This window comes from Nonomuraea jabiensis (genome assembly GCF_014204795.1).
GTDB lineage: Bacteria > Actinomycetota > Actinomycetes > Streptosporangiales > Streptosporangiaceae > Nonomuraea > Nonomuraea jabiensis.
Map to the genome: position 1 here is coordinate 3,685,611 of NZ_JACHMB010000001.1, position 19,659 is coordinate 3,705,269.

21 protein-coding genes are annotated in these 19,659 nt (G+C 73.5%); 11 read left to right on the forward strand and 10 right to left on the reverse strand.

Features of this window, described 5'->3' with window-relative positions:
- Positions 1-142 precede the first annotated feature (142 nt).
- Positions 143-430 (reverse strand): DUF1905 domain-containing protein, encoded by a 288-nt coding sequence (locus HD596_RS16665; RefSeq protein WP_185070116.1) that lies wholly within the window; start codon positions 428-430, stop codon positions 143-145.
- A gap of 19 nt (positions 431-449) precedes the next feature.
- Positions 450-1,115 carry a rhomboid family intramembrane serine protease gene (locus HD596_RS16670; protein ID WP_221519360.1) on the reverse strand — a complete coding sequence of 222 codons (666 nt, stop codon included), beginning with the start codon at positions 1,113-1,115 and terminating at the stop codon, positions 450-452.
- A 121-nt stretch (positions 1,116-1,236) separates the two neighbouring features.
- Here HD596_RS16670 and HD596_RS16675 point away from each other — a divergent pair, with 121 nt between their 5' ends.
- Entirely contained in the window at positions 1,237-1,419 is a 183-nt protein-coding gene (locus HD596_RS16675) for a DUF4240 domain-containing protein (protein ID WP_185070117.1), read from the forward strand.
- Between the two features lie 4 nt (positions 1,420-1,423).
- Here the strand turns inward: HD596_RS16675 and HD596_RS16680 are convergent, their stop codons facing one another.
- A complete protein-coding gene (locus HD596_RS16680; RefSeq protein WP_185070118.1) occupies positions 1,424-2,071 on the reverse strand; it encodes a response regulator transcription factor in 648 nt (215 codons plus the stop codon).
- The gene (locus HD596_RS16685; RefSeq protein WP_185070119.1) at positions 2,056-3,333 is read right to left on the reverse strand and encodes a sensor histidine kinase; all 1,278 of its coding nucleotides are present in this window, start codon (positions 3,331-3,333) and stop codon (positions 2,056-2,058) included. The genes HD596_RS16680 and HD596_RS16685 overlap by 16 nt, the downstream gene beginning before the upstream one ends.
- A gap of 189 nt (positions 3,334-3,522) precedes the next feature.
- Here HD596_RS16685 and HD596_RS16690 point away from each other — a divergent pair, with 189 nt between their 5' ends.
- From HD596_RS16690 to HD596_RS16720, 7 genes are all read left to right on the forward strand, one after another.
- Entirely contained in the window at positions 3,523-3,906 is a 384-nt protein-coding gene (locus tag HD596_RS16690) for a hypothetical protein (RefSeq protein WP_185070120.1), read from the forward strand.
- Positions 3,906-4,286, forward strand: coding sequence for a hypothetical protein (locus HD596_RS16695; protein ID WP_185070121.1), 381 nt, complete (start codon positions 3,906-3,908; stop codon positions 4,284-4,286). The genes HD596_RS16690 and HD596_RS16695 overlap by 1 nt, the downstream gene beginning before the upstream one ends.
- 96 nt (positions 4,287-4,382) lie before the next feature.
- Complete coding sequence (gene lepB / locus HD596_RS16700) at positions 4,383-4,817, forward strand: signal peptidase I (protein ID WP_221519361.1); 435 nt, start codon at positions 4,383-4,385, stop codon at positions 4,815-4,817.
- Between the two features lie 10 nt (positions 4,818-4,827).
- Positions 4,828-7,743 carry an AfsR/SARP family transcriptional regulator gene (locus tag HD596_RS16705; RefSeq protein ID WP_185070122.1) on the forward strand — a complete coding sequence of 972 codons (2,916 nt, stop codon included), beginning with the start codon at positions 4,828-4,830 and terminating at the stop codon, positions 7,741-7,743.
- 74 nt (positions 7,744-7,817) lie between these two features.
- Positions 7,818-8,012 (forward strand): hypothetical protein, encoded by a 195-nt coding sequence (locus tag HD596_RS16710; protein WP_185070123.1) that lies wholly within the window; start codon positions 7,818-7,820, stop codon positions 8,010-8,012.
- Positions 8,013-8,102: 90 nt separating this feature from the next.
- Positions 8,103-8,600, forward strand: a complete 498-nt coding sequence (locus HD596_RS16715; protein ID WP_185070124.1) for a hypothetical protein — start codon at positions 8,103-8,105, stop codon at positions 8,598-8,600.
- On the forward strand, positions 8,597-10,402 hold the full coding sequence (locus HD596_RS16720; RefSeq protein ID WP_313044298.1) for an ABC transporter ATP-binding protein: 1,806 nt from the start codon (positions 8,597-8,599) through the stop codon (positions 10,400-10,402). Before HD596_RS16715 ends, HD596_RS16720 begins: the two co-directional genes overlap by 4 nt.
- On the opposite strand, the gene HD596_RS16725 is transcribed toward HD596_RS16720, so the two are convergent.
- From HD596_RS16725 to HD596_RS16745, 5 genes are all read right to left on the reverse strand, one after another.
- Positions 10,375-10,851, reverse strand: a complete 477-nt coding sequence (locus HD596_RS16725; RefSeq protein WP_221519362.1) for a S26 family signal peptidase — start codon at positions 10,849-10,851, stop codon at positions 10,375-10,377. The genes HD596_RS16720 and HD596_RS16725 overlap by 28 nt on opposite strands.
- Entirely contained in the window at positions 10,848-12,692 is a 1,845-nt protein-coding gene (locus HD596_RS16730; protein ID WP_313044301.1) for an ABC transporter ATP-binding protein, read from the reverse strand. Before HD596_RS16730 ends, HD596_RS16725 begins: the two co-directional genes overlap by 4 nt.
- Complete coding sequence (locus HD596_RS16735; RefSeq protein WP_185070125.1) at positions 12,689-13,246, reverse strand: thioredoxin domain-containing protein; 558 nt, start codon at positions 13,244-13,246, stop codon at positions 12,689-12,691. Before HD596_RS16735 ends, HD596_RS16730 begins: the two co-directional genes overlap by 4 nt.
- 96 nt (positions 13,247-13,342) lie before the next feature.
- Positions 13,343-13,525: a hypothetical protein gene (locus HD596_RS16740; RefSeq protein ID WP_185070126.1), complete on the reverse strand. Its 183-nt coding sequence runs from the start codon at positions 13,523-13,525 to the stop codon at positions 13,343-13,345.
- Positions 13,526-13,705: 180 nt separating this feature from the next.
- Positions 13,706-16,426 carry an AfsR/SARP family transcriptional regulator gene (locus HD596_RS16745; RefSeq protein WP_185070128.1) on the reverse strand — a complete coding sequence of 907 codons (2,721 nt, stop codon included), beginning with the start codon at positions 16,424-16,426 and terminating at the stop codon, positions 13,706-13,708.
- Between the two features lie 86 nt (positions 16,427-16,512).
- On the opposite strand from HD596_RS16745, the gene HD596_RS16750 reads away from it, so the two are divergent.
- The 3 genes from HD596_RS16750 to HD596_RS16760 are packed head-to-tail and all read left to right on the forward strand — an operon-like array spanning position 16,513 to position 18,622.
- On the forward strand, positions 16,513-17,037 hold the full coding sequence (locus HD596_RS16750) for a MauE/DoxX family redox-associated membrane protein (protein ID WP_185070130.1): 525 nt from the start codon (positions 16,513-16,515) through the stop codon (positions 17,035-17,037).
- Between the two features lie 16 nt (positions 17,038-17,053).
- The gene (locus HD596_RS16755; RefSeq protein ID WP_185070131.1) at positions 17,054-17,941 is read left to right on the forward strand and encodes a hypothetical protein; all 888 of its coding nucleotides are present in this window, start codon (positions 17,054-17,056) and stop codon (positions 17,939-17,941) included.
- A gap of 48 nt (positions 17,942-17,989) precedes the next feature.
- Positions 17,990-18,622 carry a 2'-5' RNA ligase family protein gene (locus HD596_RS16760; protein WP_185070133.1) on the forward strand — a complete coding sequence of 211 codons (633 nt, stop codon included), beginning with the start codon at positions 17,990-17,992 and terminating at the stop codon, positions 18,620-18,622.
- Between the two features lie 131 nt (positions 18,623-18,753).
- On the opposite strand, the gene HD596_RS16765 is transcribed toward HD596_RS16760, so the two are convergent.
- Entirely contained in the window at positions 18,754-19,644 is an 891-nt protein-coding gene (locus HD596_RS16765) for a Rossmann-fold NAD(P)-binding domain-containing protein (RefSeq protein WP_221519363.1), read from the reverse strand.
- Between the last annotated feature and the right edge of the window lie 15 nt (positions 19,645-19,659).

Here is a 19,659-nt window from a genome sequence, read left to right on the forward strand (position 1 = left end):
CAAAACGTAGGAAACAGGCGTTACGTGGATGTCACAGCAACCGACCGCCGCCGGTTACATCCAGATCACCGCCGATCCTCGCCCGCCACACGCCCAGGGTCACGCGACGCCGCTCCAGCACCGCTACCGGGGACCCGGCGGGTCAGAACTCCACGGTCAGGCGAACGGTCACCACGTCCCCCACGTCGAGCCCTTCCGCCTTCCGCACCCCCGCCTTCACCGGCACGATGTAGCGCCCGTCCTTCGGGAACAGCGACGTCTTCCACCGGGTCTCCCGGATCTGGGCCGTGACCGGAATCATGCCCCAGCCGTAGCTCACCGCCGCGGCAGTCGTCTCCAGATCGCGGCACTCCTCGTCCGGAACGGTGATGAAGTGCCAGGGCGCCGGCCCCCGCCAGAACCACAGCTCACTGCTGAACTCCACGTTCATCGCCCCAGGATAGGAGCCGCTACAGCCCGAGATCGTCCAGTTCCTTCAGCAGCGCGCTTCGAGAGCCCTGCTGCTGCGGCGGGGTGGGCGGAGTGCGCCGGGACCGGTTGCGTTCGCGGAATATCCAGCCGCCCGCCAGGCCGCCGAGGAAGCCGAACAGGTGAGCCTGCCAGCCGATCCCCTCCTGCGGCAGCAGGCCGGCGAACTGGTAGGCGAAGCACAGCGCCATGACCACGCCCACCACGATGTCGATGAGATGCCGGTCGAACGCGCCGCGCACCAGGATGTAGCCGAAGTAGCCGAAGACGACCCCGCTCGCGCCCGCCCCGGTGGCCTCGGGGTTGGCGGTGAACCAGGCGCCGAGACCGCTGACCAGGATGATGAGCCCTGTCACGCTGAGGAACTTGCGTACACCGCGATAGGCGGACAGGAAGCCGAAGATGAACAGCGGTCCCGAGTTCGCCTCGATGTGCGCCCAGCTCCAGTGCAGGAACGGCGCCGAGATGATGTCGGGCAGGCTGGCGGGGTTCCACGCCTGGATCCCGTACTCGTAGCTCAGCGTGTAGCCCGAGACCCAGTTGGCGATCTGGATCGTCCAGATGACGGCCAGCGCCCCGACCATCACCCAGAGCGCCTTGCGCGCCTCGGCGATCATGATCTCCGCTGTGGGGCCCTTGGCTTCCACGTGATTCCTCCCGAGCGCCTGTGCTTTTCCGGGCCTCAGTATCGGGGCCGTCGATAACGAATACAGCAGCAGCCGCTTATGAGATGGATTGCATTTCGGCCCGGCGCCCAGAATGGCGATCATGACGCGTGACGACTTCTGGGCGATCCTCGCGCAGTGCCCTCCGCCGGCAGGCCCCGACGACGACTGCGACGAACTCGTCTCAAGGCTCGGCCGATTATCGCCGCCGGAGATCGTCGAGGAGATGCGCCGCCGTTACCCGCGACTGCCCGCGCTGCTCGACGAGGCCGACGCGCTCGCCTGAGGCGTCACGGTCTGTTCAGGTAGGTGAGTACGGCGAGGACGCGGCGGTTGTTGTTGCCGTCATCGGTGATGCCGAGTTTGCCGAACATGGAGGTCGTGTACTTGCTGACGGCGCTCTCGCTGAGAAAGAGCCGCCGGCCGATGGCCTGATTGGACAATCCTTCGGCCATCAGGCCGAGCACGGAGTATTCGCGTTCGGTGAGTTGATCGAGCCGTTGGTCGGACGACCCGGTGGACAGCAATTTGGCGATCACGGCCGGGTCCATGGCGGTCCCGCCGCCCGCGACGCGTTCGAGGGCGTCGATGAACTGATCGGCGTCGAAAACGCTCTCCTTCAGGAAATAGCCGATGCCGCCGGCGCCGTCGGCCAGGAGTTCGCGGGCGTACAACTGCTCGACGTGCTGCGAAAGGATCAGGACCGGCAGGCCGGGCACCTCGCCGCGGGCGGCGAGGGCCGCCCGCAGGCCCTCGTCGGACTGGGTGGGCGGCATGCGGACGTCGACGATGGAGACGTCCGCCCGCCACCTCAGCAGCGCGTCGAGCGTCTCGGGGCCGGTCGTCGCCGTCGCCACCACCTCGTGCCCGTACGCCTGGAGCAGGCGGACCATCCCGTCGCGCAGGAGGTAGAGGTCTTCGGCTACAACGATTCGCATGGCACGACCATCCTCACCCGCGTCGGGCCGCCCGCCGGACTGGTGATCTCCACGGTGCCGTCGAAGACCGCCAGGCGCCGGCACAGCCCCGCGAGTCCGCCCCCGGCGCTCGCGCTCGCCCCGCCCCGGCCGTCGTCCTCGACGTCGACGACGATGCCGGTGTCGTCGCGGGCGATGGAGATCCGCGCCCGGGTCGCGTGGGCGTGCTTGACGGCGTTGGTCAGCAGCTCGGCGACGCCGAAGTAGACGGCGGACTCGATCGGCGGGTCCAGGCGCAGCCGAACGTCGGCGCTCACGGCCACGTCGAGCGGGCTGTCCAGGGCGAGGGCCCGGACGGCGTCGACGAGTCCCCGCTCGGTCAGCACCGGCGGGCTGATGCCCTTGACCAGTTCGCGCAGCTCGTTCAGGGAGGTGGCGGCGCCGGCCCGCGCGTCCCGCAGCAGCGCCTTGGCCTGGTCGGGGCTGGTTTCCATGAGTTTCTCCGCGGTCGCCAGGGAGAGCCCGAGCGCGACGAGGCGTGCCTGGGCTCCGTCGTGCAGGTCCCGCTCGATCCGGCGGATCTCGGCGGCCTGCGCGACCGTCGTGTCCGCGCGCTGGGCCGTCAGCTCATCGACCCGGTCCGCCAGCGCCATCGCGGGCGTCGGGCGCAGGAAGCGGAGAGCCACCGGTACGACGGGCCGCCAGGCGTACGGGGCGGCGGCGACCGCCACGACCAGCCCGAGCACCCCGACGAGGAGCGCCGGCCGGCTGAACCCGAGGACCCCGGCCAGGAACGCCGGCCGGCTGAACCCGAGGACCGCCGCCACGGCGCCGGCCGGCGGGACGGCGGCGATCAGGCCCGCGGTGAGCGGCGCGATCGCCGTGAACCGCAGGTCGCGCCAGAAGGCGGGATCTCTCCACCGGGTCCGCCACCGCTGGTCCATGAGGGCGTCGCGTCTGGTGCGCTCGTAGCTGAAGCCGTTCCACCAGTACCCGGTGGAAAGCCGCGTCACCGGCGTGGCCTGCCGATATCCGGCGGGGATGACGGTCCCCGTCCACTTCGCGACAAGAGCGCGGACCATCCGGCTCACCGGGCGCGCCAGGGCGAGCGTGCCGATGCACGCCCACACGAACGGCACCGTCCCCGACCACGGGTCCCCGCCCCACCACCAGATCCACAGCGTCGCGGCGGCGGCCCACACGGCCGGGACCGGCATGGTGACGGCCACCACCACGCATGCGCGCACGAACCCCACGCAGGCGCTCGACACCCACTGTCGCATGACTCTTCCTTCTCGCTTCACGGCCACGGCTTGGCGTCTTCACTGTGCACCGCGCCAGAGCCGCTCCCCGCCGGATCGGCCCTGAAGTGGGTCTGGACCCACCCAACCGTACGTCCAGCCCCATACCGCCCCACCCATGCGCTCCCTAGCGTGATCACCACTCCAGACAACACAAGGGACGAAAGAGACATGGAATCCTTCGGCAAGGTCAAGATCCTCGTCGCCGCCTACGGCGCGCTCAGCGCCGCGGTCCTCGCCACGGTCGCCGTCCTCGCGATCGGCGATCAGACGGTGACCTCGTTCATGTGGGGCCGCTCGGCGGGGGTGCTCGCGAGCGCCGCGGTGACCTACTGGCTGACCGTCCTCGCCGCACGGGGGGCGCGGTGGGCCTATCTGCGGGTACGCGTCATCTCGATCGTCATGCCGGTCGCGATCGTCGCCGTCGACATGATCCCTGGCATCTGCCCGATGTGGTTCGCCATGATGCAGGCGGTATGTGCCCTCGCCGTCGCCGCGGCCGCGTTCGTCGTCAACGGATCCGGCCTGCGCGCCGCCTTCCCCAAGGAGCGCTGATGTACGTACGGTTCCAGAGCCCCACGCCGAACGCGAGAGGGACGTATCCCGGCGTGTTCGGCCTCGTCAACGCCCTGGCCGCCCAAGGACTGCTGTCCCCCGGAGAGGAGGCGTTCAGGCGCGGCAACAACGACTGGTACGAGGCGAACTTCACCGATCCCGCGAGCGTGGACCCCACGGTCTATGACCGTGCGCTCAACCCGGGAGCCGCGGCCTGGTTCAAGCCGTCGGCCCGTCACTTGATGGAGCGGGTGCCGGGTTATCTCGCGATCCTCGCCGCCCACGGTGTGGAGTGCGTGCGGCTCGAAGCGGCCGACCCCGGCAAGGTGATCTACGAAGATGACGATCAGATCGTCGTGGTCCCCCGTTCGACCGAGTAGCCCATGATCGGGAGTGGTTGACAGCGTGCGGAGCCAACGGCGATCCTCAGCCGGATAAAGATCAATATTTCCCAGAGGCCGACGGTGGAAAAGCGGATGAAGCTGATCAGCATGGGATTGCTCGCCGGTGTGCTCGCGGCGGCGGCCGGCGCCTTGGTGGCCCGCCGGCGCTACGTGGTGGTCACCGTCGAGGGGACGAGCATGGCGCCGACCTTGCACGACGGCGACCGGGTGCTGGTCCGGCGGCGCCGGATCGGCCAGGTGGCCAGGGGCGACGTCGTGGTGCTCGAACCCCCGTCCGGCCCGCGGCTGGACGCGGACGGCACGCGCTGGAACATCAAGCGCGCCGTCGCCCTGCCGGGTGACCCGGTCCCGCCGGACGTGGACGGGGCCGCGGAGCGCGTGCCCGCGGGTGCGCTGGTGGTCTACGGCGACAACCCCCACAGCGTCGACTCGCGGCAGCGCGGTTTCTTCCCGGCCGACCGCCTGCTCGGCGTCGCGCTGCGCCGGTTGGGCGGGGCTGCCCTCTAGGCGGCGGGACGTGAAGTTCCGGATGCTCGGACCGCTGCGGATCGAGGGCGACGGCTCGCCGGCGGGAGGGGCGAGGATCACGGCGCCCAAGCAGCGGACCGTCCTGGCCATGCTGCTCGCCCGGGCGGGCCACGTCGTCCCGATCCGGTCGCTGGTGGCGGAGGTCTGGGACGACCAGCCGCCCCGCTCCGCGGTGGCGAACCTGCGTACGTACCTCATGCAGTTGCGCAAGCTGATGCCCTCCGCGGCCGACCCGGCCGTGGAGCGGCTGGTGACCTCGGACGCCGGTTATCTGTTGCGGGTCGAGCCCGAGGAGTTCGACCTCTTCCAGTTCGAGGCGCTGACCGCGCACGCCCGCCAGGCGCTGGGCAGGCGCGATCTCAGCACCGCCCTGGACTCCTACACCCGGGCCCTGGCGCTGTGGCAGGGGATGGCGGCCGAGGATGTGCCGCTGGGGCCGACGCTGCGGGAGGTGGTCGCGCGCCTCACGGACCACTACCTGAGCGTGGTGGAGGAGCACGCGGACATCCAGCTCGCCCTCGGCAGGCACGCGACGGCAGCCAAGCGGCTGCGCGAGGTGATCGGGCAGTACCCGCTGCGCGAGCGGCTGCACGGCCAGCTCATGGTGGCCCTGTACCAGAGCGGCGACGTGGTCGGCGCGCTGGACGCGTTCGGGGCCGCCCGAAAGGTGCTCGCCGACGAGCTGGGCATCGATCCCGGCCCTGACCTGCGCAGGCTGCATCAGCTGATCCTGCGCAGGGACCCGGCCCTGATCTCAGCGGAGGAGGGGGAGGGGAAGGAAGCCCCCGCCGACGACGGGCGGGCCCGGCCGCGCCAGCTGCCGCGGGCGCCGAGCGTGTTCGTGGGCCGTTCGGCCGAGCTCGCCCGCATCCACGCCGTGCTGGGCGCCGGCGCGGGGCCGCCCGTGCTGGCACTGCACGGCCCCGGCGGGATCGGCAAGTCGACGCTCGCCCTGAAGGCCGCGTACGGCGTGGCCGACCGGTACCCCGACGGCCACCTCTACGCCGACCTGCAGGGATCGACACCGAGCCTGTCGCCGTTGCGCCCCGACGAGGTGCTCGGCCGGTTCCTGCGCGCGCTGGGGGTGCCTCCGGGAGAGGTGCCCGCGGCGCCGGGGGAGGCGGCCGCCCTCTACCAGTCGGTGCTGGCCGACCGGCGCGTCCTGGTCGTCCTCGACAACGCCGTCGGCGCCGCCCAGGTGGCTCCCCTGCTGCCGGCGGGCGGTGGCTGCGCGGCGCTGGTCACCAGCCGGTCGGCTTTGACCACGTTGGACGCCGTACCGATCGCCGTGAGCATGTTCGACGAGGAGCAGTCGGTACGGATGCTGGCCCTGCTGGCCGGTCCGGCGCGCGTGGCCGCCGAGGCGGAGGCGGCGGCCGAGATCGCGCGCTGGTGCTGCCACCATCCGCTGGCGCTGCGCATCGCCGGCGCCCGCCTCGCGGGCCGGCCGGACTGGTCGCTCGCGGGCTTCAACGAGCGCCTGAGCAACCAGCGGCGGCGGCTGGACGAGCTGCAGGCGGCCGACCTGCGGGTCCGCTCCTGCTTCGAGGTCGGGTACGCGACCCTGACGAGCGCCGCGCGGACCGTCTTCCGCCTGTTCGGCGTGCTGGAGGTGCCGGAGGTGGGCGTCGAGCTCGTCGCCGCGCTGGCCGACACCGACGTGAAGGCCGCCGAGGTCGTGCTCGACGAGCTGGTCGAGGCACGCCTGATCGAGCCGGTCGGCGAGAGCCGGTTCCGCACGCACGACCTGCTGCGGCTCTTCGCGGGGGAGCTGGCCGCCTCCCACGACGCGCCGGCAGACCTGGACCTGGCCGTACGGCGGGCCCTGGACTGGTACCTCGACCTCTGCCACCAGCTGCGCGACCTGCTGCAGCCGCACCTGCGAGCCGGCGGCGGGAGCGGGGAGCGCCGGCGCGATCCCGGCCTGGTGCTGCCTGACCCCGCCGCGGCGGTGCGGTGGCTCGACACAGAGCTGCGCTGCCTCGTCGCGGCCGCCGTCCAGGCCGCGCGCGGGGAGCCGGACGTGGCGCGCTTCGCCATCGAGCTGATGACCCTGGTCAAGGCCACGGTGATGAAGGGCGGCTACTGGCGCGAGCTGGAGACCATCGCGCGGCTGGCCATCGAGGTGGCGCGGCGCGACGGCGACCGCGGCGCGGAGGCGTCCACGCTCGCGACCCTGGGGCTGCTGGAATGGCGGGCCGGCCAGGCGGAGGCGGCCGACGGCCACCTGCGGCGCGCGCTCGGGATCTGGCGCGACCTGGGCAACCGCGAGGAGGAAGGGATGGCGCTGCACAACCTCGGCTGGCTGCACATGCAGACCGGCGACCTCGACGCGGCCCTCGGCCACATCAGCGCGAGCCTGCGGCTGCTCAAGAGGCACGGGTCCAGGCGCGTCGGGCTGGTCGGCCACAACCTGGGCGAGCTCCTGCTCCAGCTGGGCAGGGACGCCGAGGCGGTGGACCGCTTCGAACGGTGCCTGGCCGTCCGCCGGGCCGATCGCGACCTGAACGGCGAGAGCATCACGCTGGCGGCGCTCGGCCGCGCCTACTGCCTGCTCGACCGGCGGGACGAGGCGCTGGCCGCGATGGACGAGGCGCTCGCCCGCTGCGAGGAGACCGGCAACCGGGAGGACGAGTGGGAGGTGCTGCTGAGCAGGTCCGAGATCCGGCTGCGGCAGGGCGCCCTCGCCGCGGCCGAGCGCGACCTGGCCAGGGCCCTGGAGGTGACCGCCCAGATCGGCGACGCGTACGGCTACGCCGCCTGCACCCGCCAGCTCGCCAGGGCCCGGGCGGCGTCGGGCGACCCGCGTGCCGCGGGGGACGCCCGCAGGGCCGAGGAGCTGTTCGCGGATCCGGCGATGCGCCTCAACCCGGTGCTGGAAAGGCTGCTCACCGCCCAGGTGTAGCGCGGCTGTATCGGTCGCTGTATCTCCCCCAAATAGCGTTTCGGCCTGACCGCATCGCTATACAGGGAGCGAACATGACTGCTGTCTTGGGCAAGCTCGGCGACAGGATTCTGGACAGGCTCGTCCCGAAGGCGTCCGCCAAGGCGGCCGCGGAGTGGTACGTGCACTGCTACTGCAGGGAGCGTTCCGACTTCAGGAAGCTCTGCACGACCGCCGGCGGCACCACCCGCTGCGGGGCCTGCTACGCCTTCAGGGTCTGCGGCGGCTAGGTAGAGCTCGCGGACCGGCGGCGGCCACCTCCGCCGCCGGTCCGCGAACACGAGGGTGCTGCTGTTCACCGCCTGAAGAGGGGTTGTCCGATGCCTTTCCTGATCGTCGCCGTCGTGCTGGTCGGCCTGCTGTGCCTGCTGGACCTGGTGCTCACCCTGGGCGTGCTGCGCCGGCTCCGCGAGCACACCGCCGAGCTGGAACGCCTCGCAGGGACCTCGACGCTCATGCCGTACGATCCCCGCGTGCTGGTCGGGCGCACGCTGCCGCAGGACGTGGCGGGAGCGCGGCTCGTGGGCTTCTTCGACGTCGGCTGCGACACCTGCCACGAGCGAGCGCCGCAGTTCGCCGCGCGGGCCAAGGGGCAGAGCGCCCTGGCGGTCGTCTCCGGCGCCGCCGACGAGGCCGCGGACCTGGTCGAGGTGGTGGGCGGCGTGGCGAGCGTCGTCACGGGCGAGGACGCGCTGCGCATCGTGCAGGCTCTCGACATCCACGCGTTCCCCACGTTCCTGAGGGCCGACCAGGACGGCAGAGTCGTGGCCGCGGACACGGACCTGACCGACCTCGTCGCCATGGCACCGGCGAGGTGACCCGTCGCGCCGCCACCCTGGCGCTGCTGTGCTGGCGGGCCGGGCCGGTGCTGGCGGCGTCCCAGCTGGTCGCCACGGTCCTGGCCGGGCTGCTGCCCTCGGCCACCGTGTGGGCCACCAAGATGCTCGTCGACGGGCTGGCGACGGGCCGGCCGGAACGCGTTCTGGCGCCGGTCGCCGCCCTCGTCGTGCTGGGGCTGGTCGCCGGGGTGCTGCCGCAGCTGACCGGCTACCTGCGGGGCGAGACGGATCGCCGGCTGGACCTGCTGCTGCAGGATCGCCTGTACACGCGGGTGAACACGTTCCACGGCCTGTCGCGGTTCGAGAACCCGGTGTTCCTCGACGAGCTGCGCATGGCCGCGCAGGCGACGGGCAACGCGATGGGGCCGATCACCTCGGGCCTGTTCGACCTCGGGCGCAACGTCATCGCCCTGGCCGGGCTCCTCACCGCCCTCGCCGTGCTGAGCCCGCTCATGGCGGGCCTGGTGGCGCTCGCGGCGCTGCCCGTCCTCGCGGCGCGGATGTCCCTGGAGAAGCGGCGGATCAGGATGATCGCCGGACAGTCCGCCGCGGCCCGGCGGCAGATCTTCTACTCCTCCCTGATCACCGACGTGGAGGCCGCCAAGGAGGTCCGGCTCTTCGGGCTGGGCGACTTCCTCAAGCGCCGGGTGCTCGGCGAGCTGGCCGTCCTGCAGTCGGGGGAGCGGCGGCTGGACCAGCGGGAGGCGTTCACGCAGTCGGCGCTCGCGGCGCTGTCCGCCGCGGTCAGCGGCGCCGGGCTGCTCTGGGCGGTGTACTCCGCGCTGGACGGCCGGCTCACCCTCGGCGACGTGACCGCGTTCGCCGCCGCCGTGGCGGGCACGCAGGCCGCGCTGACCGCCACCGTGGACAACGCCGCGAACGCCCGCCAGGCGCTGCTCCTGTTCGCCCACCACGAACGGGTGATGTCGCTGCCCGGCGACCTGCCCACACCGGGGGAGCCGCAGGCGCTGCCCGCGCTGCGCCGCGGCATCGAGCTGCACGACGTGTGGTTCCGGTACGACGAGAGCCATCCCTGGGTGCTGCGCGGGGTGGACCTGACGATCCCCCACGGCGCCTCGGTCGCGCTGGTGGGACTCAACGGAGCCGGCAAGAGCACGCTGATCAAGCTGCTGTGCCGCTTCTACGACCCGTCCCGCGGCGCGATCCTCTGGGACGGCATCGACATCCGCGACGTGCCACCCGCCGAGCTGCGCGCCAGGATGGGCGTGCTCTTCCAGGACTACATGAGCTACGACCTGACCGCGGCGGAGAACATCGGGGTGGGCGAGGTCGAGGCGATGTCCGACCGCGCCAGGCTCCAGGCCGCCGCCGAGCTGGCGGGCGCGCACGAGACCGTCCGGGCACTGCCCCGGGGCTACGACACCATGCTGAGCCGCGTCTTCTTCGGCCCCGAGGACGACGACGACCCGCAGGCGGGGGTGACGCTCTCCGGAGGCCAGTGGCAGCGCCTGGCCCTGGCCCGCGCTCTGGTGCGCGAGCGCCGTGACCTGCTCATCCTCGACGAGCCCAGCTCCGGCCTGGACGCGCAGGCCGAGTACGAGGTGCACCGGCGGCTGCGCGAGCACCGCGCGGGCAACACCAGCCTGCTGGTCTCGCACCGGCTCGGAGCGGTCCGCGACGCCGACCTGATCGTGGTGCTCGGCGACGGCCGGATCATCGAGCGGGGCACCCACGACGAGCTGATCGCGCTGGGCGGCCGGTACGCCCACCTGTTCGCCACCCAGGCCAGCGGCTACCGCGAGGGCGCCGACCTCGGCTGATCGACCTTGCGCAGCACCACGCCGAACAGCCGATCCGCCGTCAGGTAGCCGGACTGCCGGGAGTCGAGCGAGTGGTCCGGATTGTCGCCCAGCACCACCAGGCGTCCGCCCGGCACCCGCGTGCCCGGCTCGGCCCGCAGCGCGGGGACGGTGTCGCGCGGGATCGGGTCACCCGGGACGGCCACGACCCGCTTGATGATCCAGCGCGGCCCCATCCGAGGCCCGCGCGGGCGCTCGCCGGGCCGGGCCTGGGCGAAGCCGCTCAGCACGACGACCTGGCCGGCACGCAGCGAACCGGGCGGCGTCCGCCGTACGAGCACGCGCTCGCCCGGCCGGTACGCCGGCAGCATGCTCTCCCCCTGGACGGTCACCACCAGGTACCGCCGGCGCAACCGGGCGACGGCGAGAGCCACGCCGAGCACGGCGAGCATGGCGATCGCGCCGGTCACCCCGGCACCTCCACGTCGTCCCGGTAGCCGGTCGCCTGCCGGGCGAACAGCTCGGCGTACGTGCCGCCGCCGGCCAGCAGGCCGGCATGCGTGCCCTCCTCGGCGACGACGCCGCCGGCCAGCACCACGATCCGGTCGGCCGAGCGGACCGCGCCGAGGCGGTGGGTGATGACCACGCTGGTGCGCCCCGACCGCAGCGTGGCGAGCCGGCCGTGCACCTCGTACTCGGCCTCGGGGTCCAGGCCGGAGCTGGGCTCGTCGAGGATCATCAGGTCCCGGTCGCGGCGCAGGAACGCCCTGGCCAGCGCCAGCCGCTGCCACTGCCCGCCGGAGAGCAGCACCCCGGAGTCCGCGTCGCTCTCCCCGTCGTCCGGGTCCTGGGCAAAGCCACGGCTCAGCAGCGTGCGATAGCCGTACGGCAGCGCCGCGAGCGCGTCGTGGACGCCGGCGTCGCGGGCCGCCCGCTCGATCCGCTCCTGGTCCGGGGCGGCGCCGAGGTCGCCCACCGCGATGTTGTCGGCCGCCGTCAGCTCGTACGCCACGAAGTCCTGGAAGACGGCGCCGATCCGGGCGCGCAGCGCCTCCGGCGGCACGTCGCGGAGGTCCACGCCGTCCCACAGGATCGCCCCGCGCGTCGGGTCGTAGAACCGGCACAGGAGCTTGACCAGCGTGCTCTTGCCGGTGCCGTTGCGCCCGACCAGCGCGACCGTGTGCCCGTTCGGGATGAACAGGTTGACGCCGCGCAGGATCCACGGATGGTCCGGGCTGTAGCGGAACCAGACGTCGCGCAGCTCGATGCCCCGGCGCAGGGGCGGCAGCGCCGGGCGGGCGCCCGGCGCCGGCAGGTCGGGGCCGTCGTCGACGATGGCGACGTGGTGGTGGAAGGTCAGCAGGTGCTCGTACGCCATCACGCCGGCCGCCACCGTGCCGCTCAGCGCCGCCTGCACGCCGGCGACCGCCGCCACGAACATCGACACGTCCCCCACGCTCAGCCGCCCCTGACCGGCCGCGAGGATCGCCCAGACCAGTCCCGCGCCGGCCACGACCGCCGCGGCGCCGGCCAGGCCCGCCTGGACGGCGAGCTCGCGCCGGTCCAGCCGGCGTCGGGCGGCGTTCACGGTGCGCAGCTCGGCCAGCATGCGAAGGCGCAGGAAGGCGCCGAGGTCGAACAGCCGGATCTCCTTGGCGGCGTCCGCGGTGGACATGAGCTGCGCGTAGAAGATCTCGCGGCGCTCGGCCGGCCCGATCCGCCACAGCATCGCGGCCCGCTGCCGCGACATCCGCAGCTCGATGAGCAGGCCCGGGAGGGCGGACAGCAGGACCAGAACGGTGAAGGCGGAGTTGACGAGCGCCAGGGACCCGACGAAGCCGGCGACGGTCACCGTGCCGCGGGCCGCCGTGAGCGCGGTGTCGACCAGCCTGCCGGGGTTGCTCGCGCTCTGCTGGGCCAGGCGCAGCCGGTCGAGGAACGCCGGGCTCTCGAACCGGGCCAGCCCCGTGACGCGGGACACCGCCGCGAACAGCTCGTCCTTGGCCCGCAGCGCCGCGCGGCGGTCCACTTCGGCGCGCAGGTAGTGTCCGGCGTGCGCCGCCGCCGCGGCCACCGTGGTGACGACGGCGATCGCCACCGCCAGAGCGAGCAGCGCGCCGGTCCGCCGCGCCGCCACCCCGTCCAGCACGGCCCTGGTCAGCCAGGCCACCGCGATCGGGGTGGCGGCGCCCACCAGCGTGACCGCCAGGTATCCGAGCACGTGGACCGGCGCCGACCGCCACACCGTCGCGGCGGCGCGCCCGGCGCATCGCGCCAGGCCCCGCGCCGCCTGCGGCCGGCCGTCGCTCACGCGGGCGACCCGGCCGGCAGCCGGTCGAGGCGGGGCGCCACCGCGAGCAGCCTGCCGCCCGCGGCCAGCTGGAGGAGGGTCGGGAACACGTGCACGCCGAACGTGTCGGCGAGCGGCTTGGCCGCGTCGTCCACGATCACCTGAGCCACGGGCGCGAGCGCCGAGACCACCTGCGCGGGATCGCCCGACCGGCTGTCGACCACCACCAGGACGCGCGCCGGGTCCTGGCCCGCCGCCCAGGAGGCGAGCTCCGGGATCTGCTCGCGGCAGCCCTGGCAGTCGGGCGACAGGAACGCGACGACCGTCCCTTCGGGCAGGAGGTCGCGCGTGACGCGGTTCCCGTCCACGGTGGTGGCGGCGAACTCGCCGACGACGTCACCGGCGGCCGGACCTCCGCCGCCCGCGCCGGGGGCGCCCATCATGCCGACCATCTCGTACAGGGCGTCCAGCAGCTTGGTGTGCTCCCGGAGCCGCCGGACCAGGCCGAGCATCAGCATCATGTTCACCAGGCACAGGGCGCCGAGGAGGGCCACGACGGCGATCAGATAGGACACAAGACACCTCCATGTCGACAGGACTGCGAAAGGCGCGTGCCCGGCCCGCACCGGCCGGGCCGGGCACCGGTCATCACCGCTCGGCGATGCCCGTGCTCAGGCGCAACGCCAGTACGACTGGCACGACCCGCACGACGAGCTGCCGTTCGGGTAGTAGCAGCAGTACCTCGCGGAGCCGTAGCCGCGGCAGCACTCCCAGTCGCAGTCGGCCGCCCGGGCCACGGAGTGCGGCGCGATCAGCTCGAGGAGCCGGTCGGCCATTCTGGTCACGACGCGCATCGAACCTTCCTTTCGCTCGTCCCGGCGGGTCCGCGCCCGCCCGTGCGGAAGCGGTACGCCGGACCAATGCCGCCGTCCCGCCTCGCCGTCGCAGCCTGCGCCAGAGGTCTGAGCGATTTCTCAACGAATTCTTAACGGCCTGTTCCGGCAGCTCAGGCGGGTGATCGCAGGCGCGGCGGATCAGGGACGGTGGAAGGAGACGATGCGCTCGCGGACCTTCGCCGCCTGCGCGTCGCCGACGGTGTCGAAGAACTCCGCCGCCTGCTTCCAGGCGTCGAGCGCGGCCGCGATGTCACCCGCGGCGACGTGCGTCTCGCCCAGGCGGACCAGCGTCTCGGCGGCCGCGTGCGGGTCGTCGCAGCCGTGCAGCAGCTCGGCCGCCCGCTCGAAGCACGCCACCGCCTGCGCGTAGTCGCCTTTGAGGTGCAGGACGTGGGCGACGCTGTCCCACGCGTGCCCCTCGCCCTGGGCGTACCCGAGGTCGGCGAGGAGCCGCTGGGCCCGGCGGCAGTCGGCCAGCGCCTCGTCGTACGCGCCGAGCTGGGCCCGCAGCCAGCCGGCGTTGTTCAGCGCCCGCGCCTCGCCGACGACGTCGCCGGCCTGCCGGAACAGCTCCAGCGCGTGCAGGGTGTGGCTCAGCGCCTCCTCGGGCCGCGTCCGGCTCAGCGCGACGGTCAGGCCGAGGTGGACGTGGGCCCGCAGGACGGGTTCGCCGAGGTCGCGGTGGAGCTCGACGGCCCGCTCGAAGTGCTCGACCGCCTCGCCGTCGCGGCCGAGCCGGGCGTGGGCGCGGGCGATGCTGTTGTGGCAGCGGGCCTCGGCCAGCCGGTCGCCGAGCCGTCCGGCCGCGGCCAGCGCCACCGCATGGGTGCGCAGGATCTCCTCCCAGAGGCCACGCCGCTGCATGAACTCCGCGAAGGCCCACGCCAGCTGCCACGCGTGGGCGTCGAACCCGGCCGCGGTGGCCTCCACCAGCAGCGCGGGCAGCGCCACCAATGCGTCGGCGTACCACCCCAGGGCCTCCGCAGGATCGGCGAACCGCTCCACCACGGTGCCCCGCGCCGGCGCGTCCAGGGGCAGGTTGTCGCGGTGCGGGTAACACATCCCGTTCGCGGCGCAGGCCGAGTGCAGGTAGTGGTCCAGCAGCCGCCGCGTCGCCGACCGCCGTGCTGCCCGGGTGTCGGCGGCCCGCGCCTGCTCCGAGGCGTACACGCGCAGCAGGTCGTGCAGGCGCAGCCGGCCGGGCGCGCGGATCTCGACCAGGTTGGCGCGGTCGAGGTGCGCGGCCAGCTCCCGCGTGCGCGCCACCGGCAGAGCGGCCAGGCTCGCCGCCGCCGACAGCGGCACGTGCGGCCCGGGGTGCTGCCCGAGCCGCCGGAACAGCCGGGCCGCCGGCACGGGCAGGTCCCGGTACGAGCGCCCGAACACGTGGCGCAGGTCGATCGCGGGGTCGCTGTGCGCGAACGGTTCGAGGTCGGCGGCGGCCCGTTCGAGGTCCGCGGCGGCCTCGGCCAGCGGCAGATCGGTGCGCCGCGCCAGCTGCGCCGCGACGATCGCCAGCGCCAGCGGCAGCCGGCCGCACCGCCGGATGATGTTCGCGGTGGCCTCCGGCTCGGCCGCCGGGCGGGCCTCGCCCAGCCACGCCACCAGGAGGTCGTACGCGTCGTCGCCGGGCAGGACGTCCAGGCCGACCAGGTGCGCCCCCGCCGTGACCGCGAGCCCGGACAGCTCGGAGCGGCCGGTCACCAGCGTCAGGCACCCCGGCGCGGTGGCCAGCAGCGGGCGGACCTGGGTGGCGCTGCGGGCGTCGTCGAGCACGACCAGGACCCGGCGGCAGTCCAGCAGGCTGCGGTAGAGCCCGATCTGCGCCTCCACGCCCGACGGCACCTGCGACTCCGCGACCCCGAGCGCGCCGAGGAACCGGGGCAGCACCACGGCCCCGTCGGCCGGGTCGATCGTGCTGAGATCGGCGTACAGCTGCCCGTCGGGAAAGCGGTCGCGGTGCAGGTGGGCCCAGCGCAGGGCGAGCGACGACTTGCCCACCCCGGGCGGCCCGGAGATCGCGCAGACCGCCGCGGTGGCCGGGTGTTCGCCGATCGCGGCCAGCCGTTCCAGCTCGGCCGACCGGCCGACGAAGTGCCGCAGGCCGACCGGCAGCTGTGCCGGGACCGGGCGCGCGGTCTCGGTCGTGCCGGCGGGCCGCAGCAGCTTCCGGTGGACGCGCCGCAGCTCCGTACCCGGTTCGACGCCCAGCTCCTCGGCGAGCGTCCGGCGTACCCGGGCGAAGTGGGCCAGGGCCTCGGCGGTCCGGCCCCACGCGTGCAGCGCCTCGATCAGCGCGGCGGCCACCAGTTCGTCCAGGGGGTACTCCTCGGCCAGCGGCGACAGCGCCGACACCGCGGCGGAGGCGTCCCGGCCGGTCACCACCCGCGCCCAGCGCAGCAGGAGCTCCCTGCGCTCGTCGCGCAGGCGGTGGCGGGCCCGTTCGGCCCATTCGCCGGGCAGCCCGGTCAGCGGATCGCCACGCCACAGCGCCAGGGCCGCGGCCAGCGGCGGCACCGGGTCCGGTACGGCCATCGCCTGGTCTGCGAGGCCGCGGAAGCGCGGCACGTCCACCGCGGACTCGTCCACGTCGAGCAGGTAACCCCCGAGCCGGCGGACGACGGCGCCCTCATCGGCGAGCACGTCGCGCCGGACGCGGGTGATGATCGTGTACAGGGTGCGCCGCGCGCCGGGCGGGACCTGCTCGCCCCAGACCCGGGCGAGGAGCGTGTCGACCGGCACGACCCGGCCGACCTCCCAGGCGAGCGCGGCCAGAGCGAGCGCGACCTGCGGAGGGCGCACGGGCCGGCTCTGCCCCGAGCGCTCCACCTCCACCGGGCCGAGTAACCGGATCAGCACGACGGTCCACCCCTTGCTCGTGGATCTTCGAGAGTAACGCAGTGAGGCTCTTGCCGGATTTGCGTGGCCGTGGCAGGTTGCGGTCTATGCAGTATGTCGATGTGGCGAGCAGACTGCTGCTGCTCACGGTGTTCGTGCTCGCGCTGGCGAGCAAGGTCTCCAGCCGCCGGGCCTGGAGCGAGTTCGTCCAGTCGATCAAGGCGATGGCCGTGATCGACAAGGCCAGGGCGCCGGCGGCCGCGACGGCGACGGCGGTGGCCGAGGCCGGTGTCATCGTGCTGGCCGCGGTCCCCCTGCGCTGGGCGGGATCGGCGTCGTTCGCGCTCGCGGCGGGGCTGCTCGGCTGCCTCACCGTCGCCGTCGTCATGGTGGTACGGAGGGGCGCCGCCGTCCCCTGCCGCTGCTTCGGCGCCTCCCGGACGCCCCTGAGCATGGCGCACGTGGCCCGCAACGGCATCCTCATCGCGGTGGCGCTGATCGGGCTGGCCGCGTCCTTGGTGAACGGCACCTTCGACCCGGCCATCGGCGCGATCGTCGGCGTCTTCGGCGCCGTGCTGGGCCTGCTCATGGCCCGGTGGGACGATCTCGTCTCGCTGCTCCGGACGACCTGAGCCGGCGGCGGCTCACGTGGCGGGCTGGCGGGTGGCCGAGCGCGCGGTGCGCGCGAAGGGCGCGGGGCCCGGCGAGGACCGGGTGGTCGTCCTCGAGGACGACGGCGGTGTCCGCTGCGCGGCGGTGATCGACGGCGTCACCGACAAGTCCGGCCGCGACTACGGCGGGGCGAGCGGCGGGGCCCTGGCCGCCGACCGCGTCGCGCAGGCCCTCGCCACCCTGCCGGACGGCGTCACCGTGGCGGAGGCGGTCGCGGCCGTCTCGGCGGAGCTCATGGAGCTGCGCCGCAAGTGGTCCGTCGCCGGCGACGACCTTCTGGCGCCGGCCGCCGTCGCGGCGGTGGCGTGGCCGCGCCGGCGGCTGGTGTGGCGCGTGGGCGACGTCCACGTCGCCCTGGGTCACCGCGACGGCCGGTGGCGTCCTCACCCCGGCGGGAAGCTGATCGACACGGTGCTGGCCGGCGCCCGGGCCGCCTACCTCCACTGCCTGCTGCTGCAGGGCGAACACCCGCAGGAGCTGGCGGCCACCGACCCGGGACGGGCGCTGATCCGGCCGGTGCTGGAGCGCCAGGCTGTGCTGGCCAACCGGGAGGAAGCCGGTCCTTTCGGATTTGGCTTGCTGGACGGGCGGCCGGTCCCGGAGCGGTTCGTGGAGACGTTCGAGCTGGCGGAGGACGTGGACGAGGTGGTGCTGGCCTCGGACGGCTACCTCGGCCCGGCGCGGACCCTCGCGGCCGCCGAGGCGGAGCTCCGGGCGTCGTTACGGGCCGATCGGCTGCGCATCAGGGAACACCCGGCCACCAAGGCGATGGCGGCCGGCGCCGACAGTTTCGACGACCGGTCCTATGTGCGAGTGTTCCTCGGTTTCCCTCGTGACCGCGACTCATCGAGTCGGATATCGTGACCACGCTGCGTGAGCAGACCAGCTGCCCGCTCCCAACGAGGAGGACGCGTGAGCCCGCTACCGACGCGTATGGCGAATCGCTGGGAGAGGCGGCGACCGCTCATGCTGCCACCGGGGCAGGGCCGGCTCTACTGGCACGTTCTGCTGGGGGAGGACCCGCAGGCGCGGGCCATCGTCGAGGAGGCCCATGCTCGGCTGGCCGGCCTGGCGGGGCTCGATCTGGTGCCGCGGCGGTTCATCCACCTCACCACGTTCGTCGCCGGATACTCGCACGAGATCACTGAGCGTCAGGTGACCGTGATGGCCGAGGAGGCGGCGGGCCAGCTCGCGCGGGTCGAGCCGATCACGGTCACGCTGGGGCGGGTGCTCTACCACCCCGAGGCGGTCGTGCTGGAGGCGCGGCCGGCCGAGCGGCTGCGGCCCCTGCTGGAAGCGGCGCGGTTCGCCACGCGGGCGGCCACGGGCCGCGACGGCGTGCTCGCCCATGACACGTGGCTGCCGCACGTCACCGTGGCCTACAGCAACGCCGACGGCCCGGCGGCGCCCATCATCCACGCGCTCGGGGAACGCCTTCCGGAGCGCGAGGTGACCATCCGCAGCATCCATGTCGTCAACCAGGACGGCCCGGAGACGGCATGGGACTGGCGACCGGTGGCGGAGGTCCGGCTCGGCGCGTCGTGAGCGCCCCCCAGACCTTCGAGGACGCGTGGGTGCTCGGGCGTCCCGCCGCTGATCGCCCGGCTGTTCCCCGAGACGTCACAGACCGCCCTGCTCGCCCGCTTCAGCAACCGCCTCAACGCGGTCTCGCCACGCTAGATCAGCTGCCGGAGCACCTCGTCGACCGGGGTGGCGCCGACGCCGAGGATCTTCTCGGTCTCTGAGTAGTCGAGGACGAGCGGGTGGCCCGGCTTGGTGAGCACTTCGTGCATCTCCCCCCACAACGGATCGGTGATCCCGAGCAGGGTCAGGTCGCGTTCCGTCATCTGCTCCAGCCGCGGCGCCGGCGCCCCCGCGAGGTCCGCGAGCCGCCGCGCCAGTTCCCGCACCGACAGGGTCGCGGTGGGCACGTGCCAGGCCCTGCCGTACGCCTGCTCCTCCCGGCTCGCGGCGACCAGCGTGCGCGCGGTGTCGTCGATCGCCGAGTAACTGTGCGGAACGTCGAGTTCCTGCGGCACCAGGGCGAGCCTGCCTTCCAGCACGGGCCGCTGCACCAGGAGGCTGAACACCGAGAAGGCGCCGGCGCCGTAGAACTGGGCGGCCCGCACCTCGGTGACCTTCACCCCTGAGGCGGCGGCCTCCTCCCACGCCCGCGCCCTGGCCCGCCCCTTGGGCCCGGTCGCCATCAGGGGGAAGTGGGGGGTGATCGGCCCGTCCACCGGCCCGTAGCCGTAGATGTTGCCGAGCATGACGTACGCGGCCCCGGTCCGCCGGACCGCGGTGAGCAGCGACGCCGACAGGATCGGAAGCAGCTCGGGCCAGGTGTGGTAGGGCGGCACGGCGGTGGTGAACAGCGTGTCCGCCCCTTCGGCCAGCTCGGTGAGCCGGTCGGTGTCGGTCGCGTCCGCGGCGACCCTCTCGACGAGCGGGTGGTCGGGCCCGCCGCCCGTGCGGCTGATCATCCGTACCCGCTCGCCGTCCTCGGCCAGCAGCAGAGCGGTCTTCGACGCGGTGGCTCCGCGACCCACGATCACATGAGATTTCATGATGACCACCGTGCC

Bases quoted from the DNA above. Each gene is read 5' to 3' on its own strand.
- HD596_RS16665 (WP_185070116.1), bottom strand. From the start codon at position 430: ATGAACGTGGAGTTCAGCAGTGAGCTGTGGTTCTGGCGGGGGCCGGCG.
- lepB (WP_221519361.1), top strand. From the start codon at position 4,383: ATGAAGCTGATCAGCATGGGATTGCTCGCCGGTGTGCTCGCGGCGGCG.
- HD596_RS16680 (WP_185070118.1), bottom strand. From the start codon at position 2,071: ATGCGAATCGTTGTAGCCGAAGACCTCTACCTCCTGCGCGACGGGATG.
- HD596_RS16675 (WP_185070117.1), top strand. From the start codon at position 1,237: ATGACGCGTGACGACTTCTGGGCGATCCTCGCGCAGTGCCCTCCGCCG.
- HD596_RS16710 (WP_185070123.1), top strand. From the start codon at position 7,818: ATGACTGCTGTCTTGGGCAAGCTCGGCGACAGGATTCTGGACAGGCTC.
- HD596_RS16740 (WP_185070126.1), bottom strand. From the start codon at position 13,525: ATGCGCGTCGTGACCAGAATGGCCGACCGGCTCCTCGAGCTGATCGCG.
- HD596_RS16690 (WP_185070120.1), top strand. From the start codon at position 3,523: ATGGAATCCTTCGGCAAGGTCAAGATCCTCGTCGCCGCCTACGGCGCG.
- HD596_RS16685 (WP_185070119.1), bottom strand. From the start codon at position 3,333: ATGCGACAGTGGGTGTCGAGCGCCTGCGTGGGGTTCGTGCGCGCATGC.
- HD596_RS16750 (WP_185070130.1), top strand. From the start codon at position 16,513: ATGCAGTATGTCGATGTGGCGAGCAGACTGCTGCTGCTCACGGTGTTC.
- HD596_RS16715 (WP_185070124.1), top strand. From the start codon at position 8,103: ATGCCTTTCCTGATCGTCGCCGTCGTGCTGGTCGGCCTGCTGTGCCTG.
- HD596_RS16765 (WP_221519363.1), bottom strand. From the start codon at position 19,644: ATGAAATCTCATGTGATCGTGGGTCGCGGAGCCACCGCGTCGAAGACC.
- HD596_RS16695 (WP_185070121.1), top strand. From the start codon at position 3,906: ATGTACGTACGGTTCCAGAGCCCCACGCCGAACGCGAGAGGGACGTAT.